Annotated in this window: 18 protein-coding genes and 5 pseudogenes; 10 read left to right on the forward strand and 13 right to left on the reverse strand. The window is 69.3% G+C overall.

Going from position 1 to position 20,741, the window contains the following annotated elements; genetic code table 11:
• Positions 1–349 precede the first annotated feature (349 nt).
• A complete protein-coding gene (locus tag PYS65_RS33985) occupies positions 350–1,057 on the reverse strand; it encodes a hypothetical protein (protein ID WP_279331607.1) in 708 nt (235 codons plus the stop codon).
• A gap of 300 nt (positions 1,058–1,357) precedes the next feature.
• Complete coding sequence (locus tag PYS65_RS33990) at positions 1,358–2,116, reverse strand: hypothetical protein (RefSeq protein WP_279337789.1); 759 nt, start codon at positions 2,114–2,116, stop codon at positions 1,358–1,360.
• Between the two features lie 54 nt (positions 2,117–2,170).
• Here PYS65_RS33990 and PYS65_RS33995 point away from each other — a divergent pair.
• Positions 2,171–3,349, forward strand: a pseudogene (locus tag PYS65_RS33995) (IS3 family transposase).
• A 9-nt stretch (positions 3,350–3,358) separates the two neighbouring features.
• On the opposite strand, the gene PYS65_RS34000 reads toward PYS65_RS33995, so the two are convergent.
• Positions 3,359–3,601, reverse strand: coding sequence for a hypothetical protein (locus PYS65_RS34000; RefSeq protein ID WP_279331605.1), 243 nt, complete (start codon positions 3,599–3,601; stop codon positions 3,359–3,361).
• 271 nt (positions 3,602–3,872) lie between these two features.
• Here PYS65_RS34000 and PYS65_RS34005 point away from each other — a divergent pair.
• A pseudogene (locus PYS65_RS34005) lies at positions 3,873–4,367 on the forward strand (DEAD/DEAH box helicase family protein); the annotation flags it as partial.
• A 563-nt stretch (positions 4,368–4,930) separates the two neighbouring features.
• The gene (locus tag PYS65_RS34010) at positions 4,931–5,596 is read left to right on the forward strand and encodes a helicase associated domain-containing protein (RefSeq protein WP_279337790.1); all 666 of its coding nucleotides are present in this window, start codon (positions 4,931–4,933) and stop codon (positions 5,594–5,596) included.
• A gap of 28 nt (positions 5,597–5,624) precedes the next feature.
• Here the strand turns inward: PYS65_RS34010 and PYS65_RS34015 are convergent, their stop codons facing one another.
• Positions 5,625–6,548: an IS3 family transposase gene (locus PYS65_RS34015; RefSeq protein WP_279331602.1), complete on the reverse strand. Its 924-nt coding sequence runs from the start codon at positions 6,546–6,548 to the stop codon at positions 5,625–5,627.
• On the reverse strand, positions 6,545–6,853 hold the full coding sequence (locus tag PYS65_RS34020; RefSeq protein ID WP_279331601.1) for a transposase: 309 nt from the start codon (positions 6,851–6,853) through the stop codon (positions 6,545–6,547). Before PYS65_RS34020 ends, PYS65_RS34015 begins: the two co-directional genes overlap by 4 nt.
• 405 nt (positions 6,854–7,258) lie before the next feature.
• On the opposite strand from PYS65_RS34020, the gene PYS65_RS34025 reads away from it, so the two are divergent.
• Positions 7,259–7,534: a helicase associated domain-containing protein gene (locus PYS65_RS34025; protein WP_279331600.1), complete on the forward strand. Its 276-nt coding sequence runs from the start codon at positions 7,259–7,261 to the stop codon at positions 7,532–7,534.
• On the opposite strand, the gene PYS65_RS34030 is transcribed toward PYS65_RS34025, so the two are convergent.
• The 3 genes from PYS65_RS34030 to PYS65_RS34040 all read right to left on the reverse strand — a co-directional run bounded on the left by PYS65_RS34030 (position 7,516) and on the right by PYS65_RS34040 (position 11,814).
• Complete coding sequence (locus PYS65_RS34030; protein WP_279337791.1) at positions 7,516–8,286, reverse strand: hypothetical protein; 771 nt, start codon at positions 8,284–8,286, stop codon at positions 7,516–7,518. The two genes, PYS65_RS34025 and PYS65_RS34030, sit on opposite strands and share 19 nt — an antisense overlap.
• A 317-nt stretch (positions 8,287–8,603) precedes the next feature.
• On the reverse strand, positions 8,604–10,013 hold the full coding sequence (locus tag PYS65_RS34035; RefSeq protein WP_279331598.1) for a hypothetical protein: 1,410 nt from the start codon (positions 10,011–10,013) through the stop codon (positions 8,604–8,606).
• 775 nt (positions 10,014–10,788) lie between these two features.
• Complete coding sequence (locus PYS65_RS34040; RefSeq protein WP_279337792.1) at positions 10,789–11,814, reverse strand: hypothetical protein; 1,026 nt, start codon at positions 11,812–11,814, stop codon at positions 10,789–10,791.
• Positions 11,815–12,179: 365 nt separating this feature from the next.
• On the opposite strand from PYS65_RS34040, the gene PYS65_RS34045 reads away from it, so the two are divergent.
• On the forward strand, positions 12,180–12,635 hold the full coding sequence (locus PYS65_RS34045; RefSeq protein WP_279331597.1) for a hypothetical protein: 456 nt from the start codon (positions 12,180–12,182) through the stop codon (positions 12,633–12,635).
• Between the two features lie 267 nt (positions 12,636–12,902).
• On the opposite strand, the gene PYS65_RS34050 is transcribed toward PYS65_RS34045, so the two are convergent.
• Together PYS65_RS34050 and PYS65_RS34055 are read right to left on the reverse strand one after the other, a co-directional pair.
• Entirely contained in the window at positions 12,903–13,514 is a 612-nt protein-coding gene (locus tag PYS65_RS34050) for a hypothetical protein (protein ID WP_279337793.1), read from the reverse strand.
• Positions 13,515–13,734: 220 nt separating this feature from the next.
• Complete coding sequence (locus tag PYS65_RS34055) at positions 13,735–14,835, reverse strand: hypothetical protein (RefSeq protein WP_279337794.1); 1,101 nt, start codon at positions 14,833–14,835, stop codon at positions 13,735–13,737.
• Positions 14,836–14,932: 97 nt separating this feature from the next.
• Here PYS65_RS34055 and PYS65_RS34060 point away from each other — a divergent pair.
• The 4 genes and pseudogenes from PYS65_RS34060 (at position 14,933) to PYS65_RS34075 (ending at position 18,227) form a co-directional block, all read left to right on the forward strand.
• Positions 14,933–15,195 (forward strand): annotated as a pseudogene (locus PYS65_RS34060) (helix-turn-helix transcriptional regulator).
• 171 nt (positions 15,196–15,366) lie between these two features.
• A complete protein-coding gene (locus tag PYS65_RS34065) occupies positions 15,367–16,233 on the forward strand; it encodes a DUF6083 domain-containing protein (protein ID WP_279337795.1) in 867 nt (288 codons plus the stop codon).
• A gap of 3 nt (positions 16,234–16,236) precedes the next feature.
• Positions 16,237–16,713 carry a hypothetical protein gene (locus tag PYS65_RS34070; protein ID WP_279337796.1) on the forward strand — a complete coding sequence of 159 codons (477 nt, stop codon included), beginning with the start codon at positions 16,237–16,239 and terminating at the stop codon, positions 16,711–16,713.
• Positions 16,710–18,227: a UvrD-helicase domain-containing protein gene (locus tag PYS65_RS34075; RefSeq protein WP_279337797.1), complete on the forward strand. Its 1,518-nt coding sequence runs from the start codon at positions 16,710–16,712 to the stop codon at positions 18,225–18,227. The genes PYS65_RS34070 and PYS65_RS34075 overlap by 4 nt, the downstream gene beginning before the upstream one ends.
• A gap of 125 nt (positions 18,228–18,352) precedes the next feature.
• Here the strand turns inward: PYS65_RS34075 and PYS65_RS34080 are convergent.
• The 3 genes and pseudogenes from PYS65_RS34080 to PYS65_RS34090 all read right to left on the reverse strand — a co-directional run.
• Positions 18,353–18,724, reverse strand: a pseudogene (locus PYS65_RS34080) (transposase); the annotation flags it as partial.
• Positions 18,725–18,837: 113 nt separating this feature from the next.
• Positions 18,838–19,524: pseudogene (locus PYS65_RS34085) on the reverse strand (IS6 family transposase); the annotation flags it as partial.
• A 49-nt stretch (positions 19,525–19,573) separates the two neighbouring features.
• Positions 19,574–19,792 carry a hypothetical protein gene (locus PYS65_RS34090; RefSeq protein WP_279337799.1) on the reverse strand — a complete coding sequence of 73 codons (219 nt, stop codon included), beginning with the start codon at positions 19,790–19,792 and terminating at the stop codon, positions 19,574–19,576.
• Positions 19,793–20,039: 247 nt separating this feature from the next.
• Here PYS65_RS34090 and PYS65_RS34095 point away from each other — a divergent pair, with 247 nt between their 5' ends.
• Positions 20,040–20,558 carry a MaoC family dehydratase gene (locus PYS65_RS34095; protein WP_279337800.1) on the forward strand — a complete coding sequence of 173 codons (519 nt, stop codon included), beginning with the start codon at positions 20,040–20,042 and terminating at the stop codon, positions 20,556–20,558.
• The last annotated feature ends 183 nt before the right edge of the window (positions 20,559–20,741 follow it).

Raw genomic sequence — 20,741 nt, forward strand, 5'->3', positions numbered from 1 at the left:
GGGCGACCGGTCAGTACTTCGCGGACGTGTTCCTCCCAGTCCCGCATCTGCTTCAGATGATGTTCGGCAAGCCGGTTCAGCACCGCCCAGTCCGGCTCCGCCTCAGGCTCCTGCGGCGTCCCGTCACCCTCTAGCACCGCGAAGTCCGCGGCACAGACAAGGACCGAGACCACGACCAGCGCGTCCTGCCCGCCCTCCTCCAGGGCGACCAGGTGCACCAGGGTGCCCTGCACAGCACCGATCAGATACCGCCCGGCCTTCCACCGCACGGTCATCCCCGGCCGCAGACCGTCCGCCCCTCCGGCAGGCGCAGAACGCAGGGGATCCGCCACCGGCGCGGCCGGGACACTCACCGCGCCTCCTGGACGGCCCACACCATGCTGTCCGGAGTCAAAGGCCGCTCCCAGTCGCAGGTCAGCGCCCCCGTCCACAGAAGATGCCAGCAACGGGCCCTGCCCTGGCCCGGGGGCAGACCCGCGGCATCGGCCCCCTCACCTGCGGACCGCGGCCGCGCGAACACCTCCAGCAAGGCACCCTTCGCCGCCTCATCGGGATACTCGTCGTGGCGGAACTGGGAGACGATGTACACGTTGCGGCGCAGCTGACCTGCCGGCGCGTACGCAGCCCGCACCTCCCAGCCCGCGTCGTCGGCCGCGGCCCGCGCCACTGCCCACTCCTGCTCATCCGGCTCCCGCCAGGCGGGGGAGTAGAAGTAGAACACACGCTGCCCGCCCACCGTACGGGCCAAAAAAGCCGGTTCCACCACGACCTTGCCCTCACCCACCCCGTACTCCAACTGCAGTGACGCAGCGCCCAGATAGGCAATGTCCGGGTCGCGGTCGAGGAACATCGCCGCGAACGCGTGCTCCTTCGACCGGCACAGGATGTCCTTCTTCGTGGTTGACGACCACCATCGCGACACCTTGGACTTGCGGCCCTTGTAAGGACGTTGCTCGTTCAACACCGGCCATTCCTCCACCGGTGTCCCCCGCAGCACGGCAGCCGACACCAGCCGCTCACGACCCAGGTCGTCGCGGTGACGGACCCGCACCTCCATCGGCTGCCCTCCACCCGTACCGTGCCCAGGGCGCCCCGGACACAGGACGCAGCATCCCCGTCCGCCGCGCCACCCGGTAGGAGGAGCCGTCTGGCTCACCCGAACGAGTGGGTCCGGATTGCGATCTCGCCAGAACGCCTGCTACCGCCCTCGTAGCCGGCCGACAGGCGGCGCCGGCTGATCCCCGGCCGCCGCAGAATGACACACAACGCACCGCCGCCGAGCGGGGTCAGAGGAACAGCCGGTCCATCGAGTCGGGCAGCCGCACCCAGGGAAGGCACGTCGAATCCTCCAGCGACGTCAGGGGGAGGGGAGCGCGTGCCTGGTGGCCTTGCTCATCTCGTCCCTGATCCACTTACTCAGTGGCTGACCGCTGCGCACCACCGTGAGGTAGTCGTGCGCAAGAGGACGGTGCTGACCGTGCCAGATGGCCAACGGCCCGGCCAACCTGTAGCCGTACCGCCGGCTGACCCGCGGTAGCCACTCCCGGTGCTCGGCTTTGCTCAGCGCACCGCTCAGGCGCCGTACTTCCAGCCAGGCCAGATCCCAAGTCAGCAGGGCCAGCCAGCCGAACTGGGCCAGCGGCCGCACCCGCTGCTCACCTAACTCCACAGCCAACTGGTTCCACTGCCTCACTTTCTCGGGCCTGTACGGACAGCCGGAGTGCGCCAGGATGGAATACGCGTCCGCCTGCACCCACCGTGCGGCGACGGGGCCCAGGCGTTTCACGACCCGGTTCAGACGCTGCTGAGCCTGCACGACCTCACGCAGAGGACGGAGATCGATATAGGGACGCCGGATGCTGCGCGAGTTGTCCGTCCACCGCTGATGACGCAGACACACATGCCACGGGTCGGGCAGGATCAACCACGCCGGAGAGCGGGTCCCACGCTGCGCCGCACACAGGGAGCAAGCCTGGACGACGTAGCCGGCCCGCGCGTCCCACGGCCATTCCCAGTCCTCCACCGCACCGGCGGGCATAAGAAACTCATCGCTCAGACTCACCAGGCGCTTTTGCATCTCTGCCACGGTCCGCCCGGCCAGATGGGACTGCTGCACGGACAGGTGACACCTGACCTGGCTTGCTGAGAGGCGGCCTGGAAGGATGTTGCAGTGCCCAAGCCGTATCCGAAGGAGTTCCGCGAGGACGTCGTGCGGGTCGCGCGCAACCGCGAGCCCGGCGTCACGCTGGAACAGATCGCCGCCGACTTCGGCGTCCACCCGATCACGCTGTCGAAGTGGCTGCGCCGCGCCGACGCCGAGGAGGGCGCCGGGCCCGCACCAGTGTCGGGTGAGTCGGCCGAGCTGCGCGAGGCCCGCAAGCGCATCCGGCTCCTGGAGCAGGAGAACGAGGTGCTGCGCAGGGCTGCGGCGTATTTGTCGCAGGCAAACCTGCCGTCAAAATGATGTACCCGCTCGTCCGCGAGCTGGCCGCCGCCGATGCCCCTTGCCGGGTGCCGGTGGCGGTGACGTGCCGGGTACTCAATCTGACCCGCCAGCCCTACTACCGGTGGCTGGCCTGCCCGGTCACCGATGCCGAGCTGGCCGAGGCATACCGGGCCAACGCCCTGTTGAACGCGCACCGCGACGACCCGGAGTTCGGCCACCGCTTCCTCCTCGACGAGGCCCGCGCAGCCGGTGAGCCGATGGCCGAGCGGACCGCCTGGCGGATCTGCCGCGACAACCAGTGGTGGAGCGCGTTCGGCAAGCGCAGAGGCCGCGGGAAGACCGTCAAGGCCGCCCTGCGGTCCACGACGACGGGTGCGGCGCGTCTTCACCGCCGACGGGCCGAACCGGCTGTGGCTGACGGACATCACCGAACACGCCACCGGCGAGGGCAAGCTGTACCTGTGCGCGGTCAAGGACGTCTACTCGGGCCGCATCGTGGGCTATTCCATCGATGCCCGGATGAAGTCCAGCCTCGCCGTGAGAGCCCTTGAATCCGCCGTCGCCCGTCGCGACCAGGTCGCAGGATGCATTGTGCATTCCGACCGCGGGTCGCAGTTTCGCTCACGGAAGTTCGTCGCAGTTCTCGCACGTCACAGCATGATCGGATCGATGGGGAGAGTCGGTGCCGCCGGCGACAACGCGGCCATGGAGAGCTTCTTCGCGCTGCTGCAGAACAACGTCCTCGACCGCCGTACCTGGGCCACCCGCCAGGAGTTGCGGATCGCGATCGTGACCTGGATCGAGCGCACCTACCACCGACGCCGGCGCCAGAAACGCCTGGCCCGATTGACCCCCGTCGAGTACGAGACCATCATGACCCCAGCCGCAGCCCTGGCTGCATAAACCCCGCTGTCACCCGATCATGCAGCAGTCCCGATTGGCCAGCCGCTCGCGGGCATACCGGCTGACATACATCTCGGTGTACTGCGCGTCCACCGGCATCGGGCCGCTGCCCATACTGGCCAGTACCGCCTCCACCGGGCGTAGATTGCGGGCGGCCAGCCGGGTCACATACGAACCCGTCGACTCTCCTTGCAAAAACCGCAAACCCAGGTGCATCCGGCGCCGTCCCAACAACGGGTCCCGCCCCGTCATGGCACCCTCCCCACGCAGCGTCCGGCCGGCCAACTCCCTCATCTAACTCCGACCGAACCCCGCCGGCCGCCACCGACCAACCATCTGAACAAAACCGGCACCCGCCCGACCCCGGCGCTGATCACATATCGCGCCCACCAGGTCAACCATGGCCATCTCCGGTCGGAACCGCCCGAGCGCCGGAGCACCTGCCACACTGCCCCGAGGAAGAAGCACGCGGCCCCTGGGCCCGCAGGCACCGAGTTCGGCCGAGAGGGAATCGGAGCGCCGCATGTCTGGCCGTGCTCAACTGCGCCCCCACCAGGAAGAGGCCATCGAAGCGGGAGCGCATGCCCTCCTGCACCGACGACTGCCCGCCGCAACCATCGTCGCCGCCTGCGGCACCGGTAAAACCCTCATCGGCAAGCGCATCGCCGAACACTTCGCACCCCGCGGCCCCGTCCTCGTGGTCGTCCCCACCCTCGACCTGCTGACACAGACCGCAGCCCGCTGGCTCGCAGACGACGGCTTCGACCAGCTCATCGGCGTGTGCTCACTGCCCGGCGTGTACGACCGCAGGCTTCGCGGCCATCTCGCGCTCATCTCCAGCCCCCAGGCACTGGCGAGCCGCGTCGCCTGCGGCGGCCGCACCGCCGTCTTCGCCACCTACGACTCCCTGCCCACACTGGTCCGGGCCCACCAATCCCACCACCTGCCCAAGTGGGCCTTTGCCCTGGCCGACGAAGCCCACCGCACCAGCGGCAACTGGGACAAACAATGGGGACTCATCCACGACGACCGCGCCGTCCCTGCCGCGCACCGGCTCTACATGACCGCAACCCCCCGCAACTGGCGCATCCCCGCCCGGCCACGGCAGGCACACCCCCGCCTCGTGCGACTCGCCTCCATGGACGACCCCACCGTCTATCACCTCAGCCTGGCCGACGCCATCGAGCGCGGCATCCTCGCTGAATACCAGCTCGTCATCCCCGAAGTCCGAGACCGCGGACTCCTCGACGTCCTCCACACGGACCGGCCCACCCCGCACCTGGACGGCCTGCGTCTGGCAACGATGCAGGCGATGCTGCTGACCGCCATGGCCGAACACGACGTCCGCACCATCCTCACCTTTCACGGCCGTATTGCCGCCGCCCGCGGCTTCGCCGACTCCCTGCCCGAAACCGCCCACGCCCTCGCCGACCACACCGGCATCCGCAACCCCTGGGCACGCGCCCTGTACACCGGCCAGCCGCCCTGGCAACGCCACGCCTACCTCCGCGAGTTCACCCACTTCTCCCCCTCACCCCCGGCAGCGCCGCCGACCGTCATGACGGCGCCGTCCTGTCCAGCGTGCGGGTGCTGTGCGAAGGCGTCGACGCCCCCGACACCGACGGCATCTTCATCGCCGACCCCTGCCGCAGCCCCGTCAAGATCGCACAGACCATCGGACGAGCCCTGCGCAAACCCCCCGGCCAGGCCAAACGCGCCTCGATTTTCCTCCCCGTCTACCTCGCCCCCAGGCAGAAGCTGCACGAGGCGATGGAGTCCTCCGCCTTCTCCGACTTCTGGGCCTTCTTCAACGGCCTGGCCGTCTACGACAGCAAGCTCCACGAGCGCTTCAGCAGCCACAAGAAGCGGCGGCTGCAACCCGTCCCAGCCCGCCCCCACCGTGCCGCAGAAGTCAACCGCACCCTGAAACTGCTCACCCACAAACCCCGCAACAACGCCTTCTGGGACAACGGCTGGCACGCCGCCCGGGCCTTCCACAGCCAGCACGGACACCTGAACGTGCCCAGCGAACACGTCACCAGAAACGGCCTGGCCCTCGGACAATGGATCGGACAGCAACGCTCCCTGTACGCCGCAGGCGCACTGCCCATCGAACGCATCGCCGCCCTGACCAGCCTGGGCATCTCATGGCCCCACCCGCCCGAGAGCTTCGAACACCACCTCAACCGCGCAGCAGCCAGCGCCACCCGCCACGGCACCCTCGCGCTCGGCAAACACGCCCACTGAGGTTCCCCCGTTGCTCGGGAGGGGCTGATCAGCTGGTCAGAGCGGGTTGGCGGGGTTTCAGGTTCACTCGTTCGGACGCTGCCTGCTCGGCGTAGTGCTTCTCTTCGAACTCGACGGGGCTGAGGTAGCCGAGGCGTTTCTGGATGCGCCGACTGTTGTAGAACCCGTCGATGTACTCGAAGAGCGCGAGGTTCGCCTCGGCCCGGGTGGCGAAGGTGCGGCCGCGGAGGCCCTCGGTCTTGATGAGCATCCAGAGGTTCTCCGCCAGGGCGTTGTCGTACGAGTCCCCGACGGAGCCCATGGATGCCTCAATTCCTGCCCGCACCAAGCGTGTTGTGAGCTTCACGGACGTGTACTGACAGCCGTGGTCCGCATGGTGAATCAGCTGGCCGGGCTCGACCTCCCGGGACGCGAGGGCGTACTCGAGGGTGGCCAGCACGAGGTCGGCGTCCGCGTGGGCGGAGGTCTCCCAGGCCACCACCCGACGGGAGAACGCGTCCCTGATCGCCGACAGCCACAAGGGTCCCTCAAGGGTCGAGATCATGGTGAGGTCGGTGACCCACAGCCGGTTCGGCCTGTCGGCGGTGAAGTCGCGCCTGACCAAATCCGGGGCGAGGTCGGCGTCCCGGTCGCGGCGGGTGAAGCCCTTGCCCGTCCGGCGAGGACTGATCCCGGCGAGGCCGGCTTCGCGCATGAGCCGTTCGACTCGTTTGCGGCCGACGTAGACGCCTTCGCGCTTCAGGACGGCGTGCACGCGGGGCGAGCCGTAGATTCCGCCGGAGTCGGTGTGGATCTGCTGGATCTGCCTGGTCAGCTCGGTGTCCCGGCGGTGCCGTTCGCACGGCTCCTTCTTCGCCCGGCGCCAGCGGTAGTAGGTGGAGGAAGGGATGTGCAGTTCCCGGAGGGTGGGCTCGACCTCCAGGTTCTCGTGCTCGTCGAGGAGCGCGGTCACCTGGGCCGGGTCGGGTCGAGCTGTGCCGCGAAAAAAGCCGAGGCCGTCCGCAGGATCTCGTTGGACCGCTTGAGCTGGGTGTTCTCCTTGCGCAGCGCGGCCAGCTCGGCGCGTTCGTCGCTGGTGAGCAGGTCGTCGCGTTCGCCGGCGTCGGCCTCGGCCTGGCGGATCCAGCCGCGCAGGGCCTCATGATGGACACCGAGTTCCTCGGCCATGCGGCGGATCACGGGCTTCGGCTCCGCAGTGCGGTACATCCGCACCGCGCGCTCACGCAACTCCAGTGGGTATTTCCTCGGGGCAGGCATCAGCAGGGCTCCTCTCTGTGAGTCCTACCTGACCTGCTGTCACCATTCTCCGCATCTCGGGGGAACCTCACACAGCGGCGACCGCCGAATCGCCGCCTGGCTGGAGACCATGCGACGCCGCGCCGACACCGGCCAGCTCGCCCCCGCCCGCATCGCCTCCCTCCAAGCAGTCGACCCCTTCTGGAACCCACCCTGGAGCCTGCGCTGGCAGTACACCTACGTCCAGATCCGACGCCGCCTGACCAGCAGCGACTGGCGATGCGCTTACCACCGCCCCGCCGACCGCGACTCATCCTGGGACACCTGGCTGGATCGCCAGATCAACGACCACCACCTCCTCGACTCCCAGCAGAACACCTGCTGGATGCCCTCACCCGCGCATGCCCCGACGCCCACCCCCACAGCATGCTTCTCACCCGGCCCGCCAACGTACGCGCCCGCGCCTTCAACCGCGGACTGCGAGCCGCCCGCCAGTACCACGCCCGCCACGGCCACCTGCAGGTGCCGGCCGACCACGCCGAAGACCTCGACGGCACACCTGTCCGCCTCGGCGCCTGGCTGCTACGCCGCCACCGCGACCGTGCACAGCTGACCCCCGAGCAGCAGACCGCGCTCGAAGTCCTCGGATTCCACACACTGCCCGTCTTCCTGGCCCCCGCCCCCTACGACGCCGCGGCATGACCCCCTACGTGCCCGGCAGCAGGCCGGTCAGCCACCAGGCTCAGGCCCGCAGCACCGCCGACCACGGCCACGGCATCGGCAACCGAATACAACACCCGGCCACCGCGCCTACGCCGCTGAACCCGCTCCTGCCCCACGAGCGCCTCCAGTGCCCGCCGCATGGCCGGCTCCTTGAGCCTCCGGCCCGGATGGGCCCGGCGCAGTACAGCGGTCACCTCGCTGGAGGACAGTGGCCTGGCCTGACACCGCAGTTCCTCAACGATCAGCTCCCGCAGCTTCGGCTCCTTGGCCGCGGCCAGGCCAGCAGACGGCCTCACTGCCGACCCTCGCGGCCCGGACGCCGCGTCGCCCAGCGCACTGGCACCGGCAAAGGCGGCCGGGCCATGAGCAACGACGGTGCCACTGTCTGCCACCGCCAGCGTCGTCAGCTCCTGCTGCATACGCGTCAGCCACGCGTGTTCTCTGTCCAGGGCCCGCAGCCGGCGGTGTAGCGTAGCGAACTCCTCTTCGATCCGCTGGCGTTCCACCGCAACGCCTTCCAGGTCAGCCGCCAGCATGGCTGTGTACCGGGCACGCAACGACGAGGACACCACGACGGGTTCTGGCATGAATCCGCCCTCCACCACATCAGACGAGGCCGTCCCCGACGTTATCGACGCATCTTGCACTGCCCCCTGAAAGCCCGCAACGAACCGGTATCCGTCCACAACAGCTCGCTCCTGAAACAAATCCGTCCTCGACACGACCACCATCAGACGCAGATGACGCGTTGAGGACCGCACGAGTCTCGTTCATGCTGCCGACCTACTGGGGTAGGGCCGCGTAGCTGCCCTACGCGGCGGCAGCTACCGCCACATGCAGATTGCTACTTCTGCGGTACAGCACAGTGACCGATACCGACGCAACGGCCGGACACCTTCGCACAGTTCCCGGCACTTGTCCGCGTGGCGGTATGTCCGCTCCACAGAGCAAGCCGCGACTGCCGCAGAGACCCCGCGTTTCCCCATGTGGTCGGTGCGGTCTCTCAGCGCCGTTGTGCAGCAGTGTTCCGGTGGGGGCGTGGCAGGGTTTATCGGCTGCCCGGCGGCTTCGGCCACGGGACTCCCGCGGCGGCTGCGTCCAGCAGGTCGCCCAGACGCAGCCAGGCGGTGGGCCCGGATTGGGTGGCGGGGCAGGCCGCGAAGCGGCCCCAGGCGTCCTGGTCGGTGCCCAGGGCCTCGCGTACGGTGGCGACCACCGCAGGGTGCGCGGTTCCGTGGCGGTCGCTCCGGGCGCGCAGCGCCGACCAGGCTGGCAGGGCACGCACGAGTGCAGGGCCGGCCTCCGGTCCAGCCAGGACCAGGCGGGTCCAGGCCTCACGCCAGGAGGGTCCGCCTCCGAGGTTCGTGCGCAGACGCTCGGTGAGAGGAAGCAACACCGTGTCGGGGGAGCTGTGGCGGCGCAGCACTTCCTCGAAGTCGTCGTGGGACCGGTATCCGCTGGCGGCGCAGGAGAGAAGGGCCTTCTCCACGAGAGAGTCGTCGCCGGCATGCCGGTCCAGGTAGTCACTCAGCGCCTGCGTCTGGATGCGGGCCAGGTCGCGCACGGCCATTTCGTCCGGGGCTCCGAGCGCGGTCCAGCGGCGGTCCGCGCCGGCTGCGGGGGCAGGATCGGCGAGGACACGCTCGATTGTGCCGAGGATCTCCTGGAGCTCGCCTCGCTCGTCATGACGTGGCTGGAGACCTGAGCGGCGATATCTCAGCCGCTCGCGCGCGTCGCGGACGATGGGAAGGACCCCGGCCTTGATGTCCTCGGTGATGGTCGGAAGGCGCAGCACCATGTCGCGGACCCAGGCCACCTCGCGCGCGGTTATCCCCCAAGAGCGCTTCTTAGGCTCCCAGTACGGCAGGGCGCGGGCGGCGGTCTTGGCGAACTGCGCGGCGAGGTCGGTGAGCATAGCGGTGGACGCCTGCCAATGGACAGGCCGGTATCCGTCTTTGGCCTGCGTGGGGTTGAGGAGGTGGCGCCAGGTCCCTGAGGCCGCGCGCTGTACCCAGGTGACGGGGGCGCAGCACCCCATGTCGAGCAGCGTGGTGCTCTTACAGCGCAGGGCATGGTGGAAGGGCACCTGCTCCTCGTCCGTAAGGGCGGACAGGTCCGTGGCGAAGTGGTCCAGGACCTGCTGCTCGTCCGATCCGGCGCGGAGCATGCGGCAGCCCCGGGCCAGCAGCACCTCGAAGGAGAAACGCTCAAGGTCGGCCTTGGCGAGCTCGGCCAGCAGCGCTGGTTCGACGGCCCATGGCAGACTGCCGAGCAGCTCGTCGCAGATCACCCGCTCAGCGTCGGTGCCGACAGCCCACGCTATGAGCTCCCGGTGACGCTGCGGGTGCCGGTCGAGCACCTGACGCCACATGCTCTGCCACGCTTCGTAAGCCTGTTTGTACTGCTTCCACTCGTCGCCGGTGTCGGATCCCTCGCCCACTTCTTCGGGGTCAGGCACGGTGGGCAGCGTGTCCCGAGCGGCTTCGAACACCAGAGTGTGCAACGGGCCTTGCCGGAGTACGGTCTGGGGCGGAGTCGGCTTTTGGAGCAGCTGCGCAGTCATGGGCAGCGGTGCGCCGCTGCGGGTACGCAGCTCCGCAGCGACCGCGGCGGCGAGGCATTCACCAGCACGCGGCGTCCCGAGCAAGCCCAACTGATCGATGGTGCATCGCCTGAGCGTTTGCTCCCGCAGGGAGGTCGGGCACGACGGGTGCTCGAGGGCGGCCGCGACCAGTCCCGGCCGCGGACCGAAGCCAGACGGATCCGCTTCGGCCTCTGGACCTGCCGCCACGGCTGCCTCCAGAAGCCATGAAGGTGCCTCTTGCGCATACGGGCCCGACAGCAGAGCTTCCATGAGGACTGACTGGTCGTACCGAGGCTGCGCCGTCCCGACCTGCTGTGTCGCCAGTTGCACCACAGGGTCGTCCGGGCCGCAGGCGGCCATTGCAGTAAGGAGAAATTCCAAGGGGAGCACAATGCTGGAATCTTGGCCGGTCACGGGTTCTTCTCCGTCGCATCTTGTAGGGCTGCTCGGTCGGCATGCTGCCGTACGTCACCGACATTGGCTGCGCTGGCACCGGCGCAGCCGCGCTGCGCGGTCCGCTGCCTTGCTTTCAGGCCCTGATGTAGGAGGCGTCCGCCTGACCTCATTCCGCTGAAGCGTCCGGTTGCCGACTGGCCCCGGCCCCATGAGCTGCTGACTTTGATACGCGTGCGGCGTGAGATCCCGGAGACTATCGCCCGGGCCGGGTCCTGCACTGGAACGCGGCGCGGCCTTCTCCGACGGAGTCGGTCGAGCACAGGGACCACAGGCTACGCAGACTGTCTACCAGCAGCTGGGCGGGACGCGATCCCGGAGGGTGCGCCCGGCGCGCGGTGGTCCATTCCACGAGCATGCGGCCCGCCATGCGGGCCATCCCGGCAGAGTTCACATCGAAGTGGCGGTAGCGCCCCTCCGACGCCATGTGCCACATAGCGTCCAGAGACTCTCGCACCTGCTCCCGCAGGGACTGCAACTCCTCGTCGGCCAAGGCCAGGAAGGTATCAAGCCGCTCCATGCCGGACGTTTCGCTGCGCTCTGCGAGCTGTTCGCTGTGACAGTGCGCTGCGAGCAGCCACGCTGCCCGGGACCGCTCGGGCGGTCCGGCGAACGCCATGGCTGCGCGCAGGTCCGCCATGAACACGCTGTCGTGCGTCGGCAAGGCCGGCGCGTTCAGCCAGATGAGCACGCCGCAGACGCGTTCGTCGAGCTCGGCGCGCGATGCTGTCGCCAGGTCGCGGCGGCGTCGGAGATTGTCTCTCATCTGCTGGACGGCCGCTTGGTTCTCCATGTCCAGAAAGGCTGCGGCTTCTGCCCAGTTGTACCAGGGTTCCTCCTGGCCGCGGTGCTCCGCCGGGATGCGCTCCAATGCCTCATTGTCTCGTTTCCGGGCCATGCTGTACTGAGGGAAATAGGCCTTAAGCAGGGCTGCGCGCACGGGATCGAAGGGCACCGGCACCTCGTTGAAGAACGCCAGAAGTGCCAGGTCGTCGTTGGTTCTGCACAGCGGAGCACATACCAGGAGCCCTGCAACGAGGGCGGCTGTCTCCGGTGGGTAGACCTTGGTGTTGCCGATCTCCAACTGCGTGTCCGGTCCAGGCCGGGGGATCAGCCCGGCCGTGCGCCACCGTTCCAGTTGGTAGGGGCTCAGCTTCAGGCCGGATGCGGCTGTGATTCGGATCAAGTGGCGGTCTGCCGCACTGGGTTGAGTTCTCACCATAGGCTCAACGTACGGAAGGGCGTTCCGAAGTCCTCGTAAGTGAGCGCGGGGCGCTGGACGTTCGCGGCTTCGAGCCGGGTCGGGGAATGTCGTGTTGCCGCAGCGGGCGGGGATGGCATGCCCTGTGACAGGCGGGGCGGCGTGGCCGCCTGCTCGATCCGGCGCAGACAGCACGCTGGGCCCGATGTACCTGCCCGGCCCCAAAAGAAACGAAAAGAAATCAAACAAAGTCAAGCCATCATGCATTGTGATGAATCGGCGGTAATGGGTGGCGACCTCGCGGCTGACCTCCCCATCCTTGGACGGTGACCACATATCCGGGTACGCCCCGTGAAGCACTCCAGCTGCCCGCCATCAACCTCAGCGTGACCCATGTCGGCCTGGATACCTCACGCCTCGGGAACGTCCGACAGCAAGGCCGCCAGACGGAGATCACACTCAACAGAACCCGAGCCGTCCTGATCGCCCTGAACGCCGTCGGCGGCGCCGAACAGGTCCGGCAGCTGAACGAATTTTTTGCCTGGCCCCTATGGCGAGGAGCGGCCATCCCGTCGGTCAGCCCCGAGTGGACGGCAGTTTTCAGCACCGCAGCCAGAGCCCTGGAGGGCATCCACGGTGCCGCTCCTCAAGAAGGCAAACCGATGATCATCCGCCCTGCGGTCTGCGACCGTCTCACCGACGCGATGTGGGAGATGCTGCAGACGCAAAACTGCGTCGTGCTGTGTACGGGCGTGGCCGGCGACCCCACTGCACCGCAGCTCGGAGCCGCCGCCAGCGATGGAAGCCTCCACGCCGCCCTTGCACGAGTGATCCTGCACTGACCTGAGATTTGCCCGACGATAATCTCAGATCTCCTCGGCCCACTTCGCCATCAGGACGCCGCGGATGACCTGTCTCGGGATGCGCGGCACCCTGCCAGCGTCTCATCCGGCATCGATAGCCAGCTCCCATCACCCGGAGAGTAATACATGGGCTGAACTGCCTTTTGTGCCGCGCAGGCTGTTGAGTTGATGGTGCGGCGCGCAAGGCGAGTCCGGGGCTCGGGTGGCGGCAGACGGAGGCGGGTGACGAAAGAATGCCCCCGTGTTTCAGCGGTCGGCGTCTGCGGGGCGCTTCTCGGCCTGGGCGGCGGTCGTGGGCTCCGGTGCGGCGGGGGCGGTGTAGAAGACCGAGGTGCCCTGCTTGGTGCGCTGGGCCTGGCTCTTGGCCACGAGTCCTTCGAGCGTGACGCGGACGACCTTGGTCTTGATGCCGCGCTCGGGATGGGCCTGGCCGAGCGCGGCGGAGATCTCGGCGGCGGAGCGCGGTTCGCTCTGCTCGGCGAGGTGGTGGCGGATGAGGTCGACCAGGGTGGGCCGGGCCGTCTTCGCCGTGCCGGACGCCTTGGCCGCGGCCTTTTTGGCGGCGGGCTTCCTCGCCGTCCGCTTGCCGGGCTCGGCGGCGGCTGCCTTCCGGGGAGAGGGCAGGGCGGCACTGTCGGGCCCGGCTGCGGGCTTGGCCGGCGCCGTGGTGAGGCCGAGTGCCTGCTGCACGCTCACCAGCACGGTGTGGTCCTGCCGCAGGGCGGTCAACCGCTCCTGAAGGGCGGTGATTTCCGCCCCGATGCGCTCCTGCTCCTGGACGTTGCGTTCGAGGTCGCCGGTCACCTGGGCACGGTATTGCGACGCCAGTTCGGTGGTGGGGGCCTGGGTTTTTGGCATGACGGGGCCTTTCGTCGGCTCGCCGGCCACGCCGCCGGGAGGTGTCGGTGTGTGCGCGTGGTCGGGGAGCGGGCTGTCCGCGCACTGGACTGTGTGCGGGACCGCGGGGGCTGCGGCCTGCGCCAGCGTAGACCCGGCAACGGCGGGGGAACCGGACGTTGCTGTCGAGAGCTGTCTGCCCCTGGCTCTTCGAGAGGGGGCGGTTGCCTGCCGGCCGGTGTCAGTGTCCTGGCCGGGGCAGTGTTGGTAACTGCCAGGAGATCTCGTCGGTTTCCCGGTCGTGCTGCCAGCCGGCCAGGGTCTGCGATGCCACCAGCCGGTCGAGGAGTTCTGTGGTCTGCTGCGGGGAGTGCCCGCACAGTCGGGCGAGGATGTCCATCTCGACGCGGTGTTCGGCGTGGGCGGAGGCGTGTGCGGCCAGCACCAGGGCGGTCAGCCGCAGTGCGGGTGGCGCGGCCGGCAGGGCCAGGGGTGCGGGGTGCAGTGCCCAGTGGGCGGCGCGGCGGCGGGCGCGGCGAGTGGGTGCCTGGTCCAGGGCCGCGGCATCGAGCAGCCGCAGCTGTACGGGTGCCGATTTGAAGTCCGGCGGTTCCAGCCAGCCGACGTGGGCCAGTTCCTGCCACAGTTCGCGGTGTCCGCGCAGGCGCATGCCGCGCAGCAGGCCTACCGGAAGCCGGACCCGTGCGCGGGTGTCGGTGCGCAGGGCGCATTGCAGGGCCAGGAGCCGGGCGGCGGGGGAGGTGAACCGGGGCAGCGCGGCGGCGAGGTAGGTGAGCGTCTCCCGCACGCGCACCTGTTCCTTGAGCCCTGGACGAAACCCGGGGTGTGCGGGGGCTGGTCGGCCGGGGGAGGGGTGCGGCCGGGAGGAGCCGATCAGCGTGTCGGGCACGGCGGCGGTATGGCTGGTGGCCGCCGCGCAGGCCGCGCAGGTGTCGGCCAGTCGCCAGGTGCGGCCGCTGCGGTCGCGGGTGAGGGCGAGCAGTACCGGCCCGGCACACCCGCGGTGCCGCGGATGCCACCAGCAGCCCTGCGTTCGGCACTGGCAGCTGCGCAGGTACGTCGGCAATGCGTCGGTGCGGGCATGGCGGGCCAGATGCGTCAGGGCGGCGGATCGTGCGGAGGCGGCCTCCAGGGGAGCGGCAGGAGGAGCGCAGGAGAGGCAGGCGAGCGTCAGGCCGCCCGCTCGCGGACGCAGCTCCACTGTCCAGATACGCCGCACCGCGGTATGCGCGCCGGCAAGCCTCATCGGCTGGTCGTCCTCCCAACTGTCCGTACTGCGATGGCCGGTGCCCCGGCGCCAGGAGGCCGGAGACGGACGCACGGTAGTGCGGATCCTTGTACCGCACGTCACCCGCTCCCAGTAAATAGTGCAGAAATCTGCACTGACAGGGCGGATATCCGAACCTTCGGATGGTGGGGTGACGATCTTGCCGCCCGACCCCGACACCACCGCACTGCGCCTCCAGCTGGCGCGCCTACGGGTCGAACGCGGCTGGAGCTTCGACGAACTCGCCAGCCGCAGCGGCCTGGCCCGGCGCACCCTCATCGACCTCGAACACGGCCGCGCCGCGGCAACGTCGCCACCTGGCACGCCCTCGCCCACGCCTTCGACGTGCCGATCGACCACCTGCTGGGCGCCCTGTGCTCCGACCACACCCCGCCCGGCACCCACACCCCCTGACACCGCCCCCTCCGCATAAAGAGGGAGCGCAAGGAATCACCCGAATCGACGAGCAGACACCGAACGCCCGATCGCATACCGGCTGATCCGTTCGGGCGCGCTGGGCCGGCCGGGGGACATCCCCGCCGCAGCACCCCCCATGACCGCGTGCCGCCTGGCACTTTGCCCGCCATGCGCCCCCACTCCACCCCCGGCCACCACTGGGACGGCAGCCCCCGCCCCCGCCAGCCCCGCCGCTCCCTGCAGGTCGCCGCGCACAGCCCCAGCCGCCTGCTGCGCGCCGGACAGACCGGCCGCTGCCGCAGCTGCGGCAACCGCATCGACTGGCACCAGCGCACCGACCACCGGCCCATCGCCCTGCACCCGGCGGAAGTCGCCACCGCCGACGTGCCCGAAGCCTGCCGCTGGCACCTCAGCGGCGGCATCGCCCACCCCCATGACGACGGCAGCGGCTGGTGCCGCATCCCGCACGCCGCCCTCTGCCCCCGGCCCACCACACACCCCCGCGCCACCGATCCCCGCCTCATGGCGCTGCGCCGCCAACTCGCCGTGCGCTCCCGCCGCCTGATCGACACCGGCACCTTCACCCCTGCGTCCCCCACGCCCGCCACCACGCTCCCGAACACCGACCGTGACCGGCCGGTCCGACCCGTCGTGCGAATTCTCCTGACGCATTACCTCGGCGAAGGCCCCGTCGCAGACATCCGCTGCATCGCCCAGACCCGCCAGCGCCACCGCTGCACCCAGCCGATCCTCGACCCGGCCCACCCGGCCGGGCGCTGGACGCTGCTGCCCATCCAGCCCCACCGCGGCCAACTCGCCCTCCCCGGCGGAAGCATGGCCGTCTACGATCTCAACCACCTGCCCTACGCCGAGCAACTGCGCTGGCGCGCCCAACGCTGCACCACCCACACCGCCGCCCCCGCCGCTGCCGACCTGGCCCTGGCCGACTGGCAGCCCCTCGACCCGCTCCTGCACGCCGCCCACCTCCACACCCGGCTGCCGCACCCCGCGCCGCCCCAGCCCCACCGGCGGTGAAAAATGCCGCACCACGCCCTGGAGATCACCCTCACCCGCCCCCTGAACCCGGCCGAACTCGACGCGGCCTGCCGCAGGATGCCGCTCGCCGCCAACTGCGACACCACCCGCCTGATGGCACTCGTACCCGCCAAGACCCCCGACCGGGCCGCCCACCGGCTGCGCCGACGCCTCACAGACCGGCTCCCCCTCGACGTGATCACCACCCACTACCCGGACGCGAGCGGACAGGTGCTGCTCAACCTCGCCCTCCCGCCCGCCGCACACACAGCCCTTCAGACGACGGCCCTCCAGACCGGACAAAAGCCCGAGCGCCTCCTGGAACGAGCCGTCCACCGGGCCCTCGCCGAGCACACCGATCACGAAGTGAAACGCCTCGAGCACGACGTACGCCGGCTTCTCGCCCACACCGCCCCCGCCCACCTCCTGGCCGCGATGGGGCACGCACTCACCCGAACCCCCCAAGGACCCACGCCATGAACCCGACCGACGAGCAGACCGCCGCAGCCGACGCCTTCACCACCGGCGACCACCTGACGGTCCAGGCCGGCGCGGGCACCGGCAAGACCACCACCCTGGCCCTGCTCGCCCGCACCACCACACGCCGCGGCCGCTACCTCGCCTACAACCGCGCCATCGCCCAGGACGCCGCGGCCCGCTTCCCCAAGAACGTCCTGTGCAAGACCGCCCACGCCCTGGCCTACGCCGCCGTCGGCCACCGCTACACCCGCCGCCTGAACGCACCCCGCCGCCCGGCCTGGCAGACCGGACAAGCCCTCGGCCTCACCAAAGCCCTCCGCATCGGCGACCGCGACGTCACCCAGAAGGCCCTCTCCAACGCCACCCTGCGCACCGTGATGCGCTTCTGCCACACCGCCGACACCACGATCACCCGCCACCACGTCCCCCGCCTGCGCAACCTGGAAGACAGCGACCTCCACACCCAGCTCGCCGCCCACATCGTGCCCTTCGCCCACAAGGCCTGGGCCGACCTGCAGCACCCCGACGACGGCGCGGTGCGCTTCGACCACGACCACTACCTGAAGATCTGGGCCCTCACCCACCCGAAACTCGAAGCGGACTTCCTGCTGCTGGACGAGGCCCAGGACACCAACCCCGTCGTCGAACAGATCTTCCTTCACCAGCGCGGCCACGCCCAACTGGTCATGGTCGGCGACTCCGCCCAGGCCATCTACCACTGGCGCGGCGCCAAGGACGTCATGACCGGCTTCGACGGCACCCAGCTCGCCCTCTCGCAGTCCTTCCGCTTCGGCCCCGACCTCGCCGCGGAAGCCAACCGCTGGCTCCACCTGGCCGACGCCCCCATCCGCCTCACCGGCACCCCCACCGTGCCCACCGAACTCGGCCCCATCACCCGCCCGGACGCTGTGCTGTGCCGCACCAACGCCGGCGCCATGGCCCAGGTCATGACCCTCATGGCCGCCGGATACTCCGTCGCCCTGGCCGGGGGAGGAGACAGCCTGCGCACCCTCGCCCTCGCCGCCCGCGACCTCAAGGAAGGCCGCCGCACACACCACCCCGAACTGACCCTCTTCCCCTCCTGGGGCGACCTGCAGGACTATGCCGCCCACGACCCGGCCGGACGCGACCTACAGCCCCTGGTCCACCTCGTCGACACCCACGGCACCGAGGCCATCCTCACCGCCGTCGACCACCTTGTCCCCGAACCGCACGCCCAGGTCACCGTCTCCACCGCCCACAAGGCCAAGGGGCGCGAATGGCCCTGTGTGCTGATCGCCGACGATTTCGAGCGCACCCAGGACAACCACTTCGGCGATCGCACGGGCGTTCCGGCGCCGCCCGGCCCCATCGACGGTGCCGAAGCCCGCCTGGCCTACGTGGCCGTCACCCGCACTCGCCGGCGCCTGGATCTGGGAGGCCTGTCCTGGATCCACGGCCACCCCGATCTGCCAGAACCGCCCTCACAAAACGAGACTCCTGCCCGGGAACATCTGCCGGACTCGCACGGTTGAAAGGAACGTGGTGGAGGGGACAGTGTCCCGGGCCTCATCTATCGCCTGCAGGGACGATCGTTCGGCTGAAGCCCTGCAGAGCCTTTCGCCGCGTAGGCGACCGCCCTTCACGCCACACATACTGATCAGTCCCGCTCCGGCTGAGTGCCGGGCGGGGCTGACTGCTGAGACGACCTGGCTCGTCGCGGCTTAGGTTCTGTCTCTTCGGTCAGCGTCGTGTCCGGCCGGTTGAGGATGCCCGCGAGGTGGAGTGCGGCCTGATAGGCGATCGCGAGCTTGTCGGTTCGTGTAGCCAGGCCGCGCCACTGCTTGAGGCGGTTGATGCACCGCTCGACGGTGTTCCGCTGCCTGTATGCCTCGCTGCCGAAGCCGGGCGGACGACCACCGAGTCGGCCTCGCCGCAGGCGGTGGCCGACTCGGTCGGACGGCTGCGAGATGACCGCACGGATGCCCCGGCGTCGCAGCTGGCTGCGGATGGCACGTGAGGAATACGCGCGGCCGGGCGTTGTCATGTTGTTGGGTGCGTGACTGTCTGATGGCGCGTCGGGGCGTGGTGGGCTTGCGCTTCGGGCCTGGGGTCAGGCCGCGGCGGCCGGCCGGCAGCGCCGGTGATCTGGTCCCAGATCGCGAAGCGGATAGTCATCTCGGCTCGGTAGCCGGAGGCTGTCATCAGGTGGCGGTGGGGCCTGAAGTGGGGCGAGATACCGCCGAACGCGGACAGGAACCGCTGCGCCCCGCCGACGGAGCGGAAGCCTTTCATCGCGCGCTCGCGCTGCCTCGTCGGCTGATGACTGTTTTCGGCCCGGTTGTTCAGGCCCTGGTGACAGCGGTGCTCGACGGAGGGCATCGCCTCGCGGTGGGCGGCGCCGGAGGAGCGGAGTTTGTCGGTGACGATCACTCGTGGCACCGACTGGGTGGCCTTCATCAGCTTCCTGAAGAACCGCTTGGCCGCGGCCTTGTCACGGCGGTTCTGCACGAGGATGTCCAGCACGATCCCGTCGGCGTCCACCGCCCGCCACAGGTACTTCCGCTCTCCGTTGATCTTGATGAAGACCTCGTCCAGGTGCCATTTGTCCCCCGGGCGGGGGCGTCGGCGGCGCAGTGCGTTGGCGTAGGACTGCCCGAACTTCAGGCACCACCGCCGGATGGTCTCGTGGGAGACGAGCACGCCGTGCTCCAGCATCAACTCCTCGACCTCGCGGAAGCTGAGCGGGAAGCGGTGGTACAGCCACACGCAGTGCGCGATGATCTCCACCGGGTACCGGTGACCCTTGTACGACGGCGGCGCGGACGACACGAGCGAACCCCTCCCTGGCACGACCAGCTCCAAGATCGTCTCAGGCCGGTCAGCCAACGTGACAATGCCCTTCCGGCAGAGCCGGGCGTTCCGGAGAGAACGGTTGCATCCACTTCTTCTTCGCCGGATGCTGGTGCCAGGCCAGCAGGGTGAGCGGGGAGACGATCCGGTGCCCGCGCAGGGCTCGGGGCAGCAGTCGGGCGAGCGCGGCGAGCAGCGCCCGGTCCGGCCAGCCGGGCTTGGGCGCGGAGACCTGACGGCGCAGCACCGCGACCTCGTGCCGCAGGATGAGACTTGGCGTTCTTCGCCGAGTAGGGTCGACACAGCAGAGCGAGCCACGCGAAGATCCGCGTGGCGAGCAGATAGATCATGGTGCGGACGACTCCTCGGGCTCCCGGTCCCGCCGCGCCGGACCTCTTGAACCGGTGGTTGAGCTTGCGGCAAAAGAGATACCATCTAGTCGGTATGAAGAAGAGGAAGGCCCTTCCCGTGCACGTCGTGACCCGGTCTGGTTCATGACGACCCAGTCGGAACGGAGCAGAGAAGATGAGACCTCCCCGCCGCACCACCATCGCCGCCCGAAGCAGCTCCTCGACCTCGTCGGCAAGGATCTCGGGGCCAGTGAAGTCCAGGTCGTCACCCAGGCAGAGGTGAACCAGTTCGCCGACATCACCAAGGACCACCAGTGGATCCACGTCGACGTGGAGCGGGCCAAGGCCGGACCCTTCGGCACCACCGTCGTCCACGGGTTCTTCACCCTTGCCCTCGTCCCGAGGCTCCTCCAGGACATCCTCGAGGTCAAGGAGTTCTCCATGGGCGTCAACTACGGACTCGACCGGGTCCGGTTCATCCGCCCGCTCCCGCCCGGCACCGAAATCCAGGGCACTGCGACGCTGGTGTCCGCCGAACCGATCCCCGCAACCGACGACAACCCTGCCGAAGGCGTACAGGCCAAGGCCTCGGTGGTCATAGAGTTCGCGTCCGAGTCCCAGCCATGCTGCATCGCGGAAATGCTGTTCCGCTACTACGACTAGGCACCCTCGAGGAACACGATGACAGAACCCGCAGAAACCACGGCCAAGTCGAGGAGGCGTCGTTGGCCCCAGGCTACGACCCGCAGGGTACCCGCCGTGCACTCGTCGACAGCTCACTTCACCTGTTCGAACAGGAAGGATTCGACCGAACCACGCTCCAGCAGATCGTCGACGGCGCCAACC

The organism is Streptomyces cathayae, assembly GCF_029760955.1.
In the GTDB taxonomy this organism is placed as follows: Bacteria; Actinomycetota; Actinomycetes; order Streptomycetales; family Streptomycetaceae; genus Streptomyces; species Streptomyces cathayae.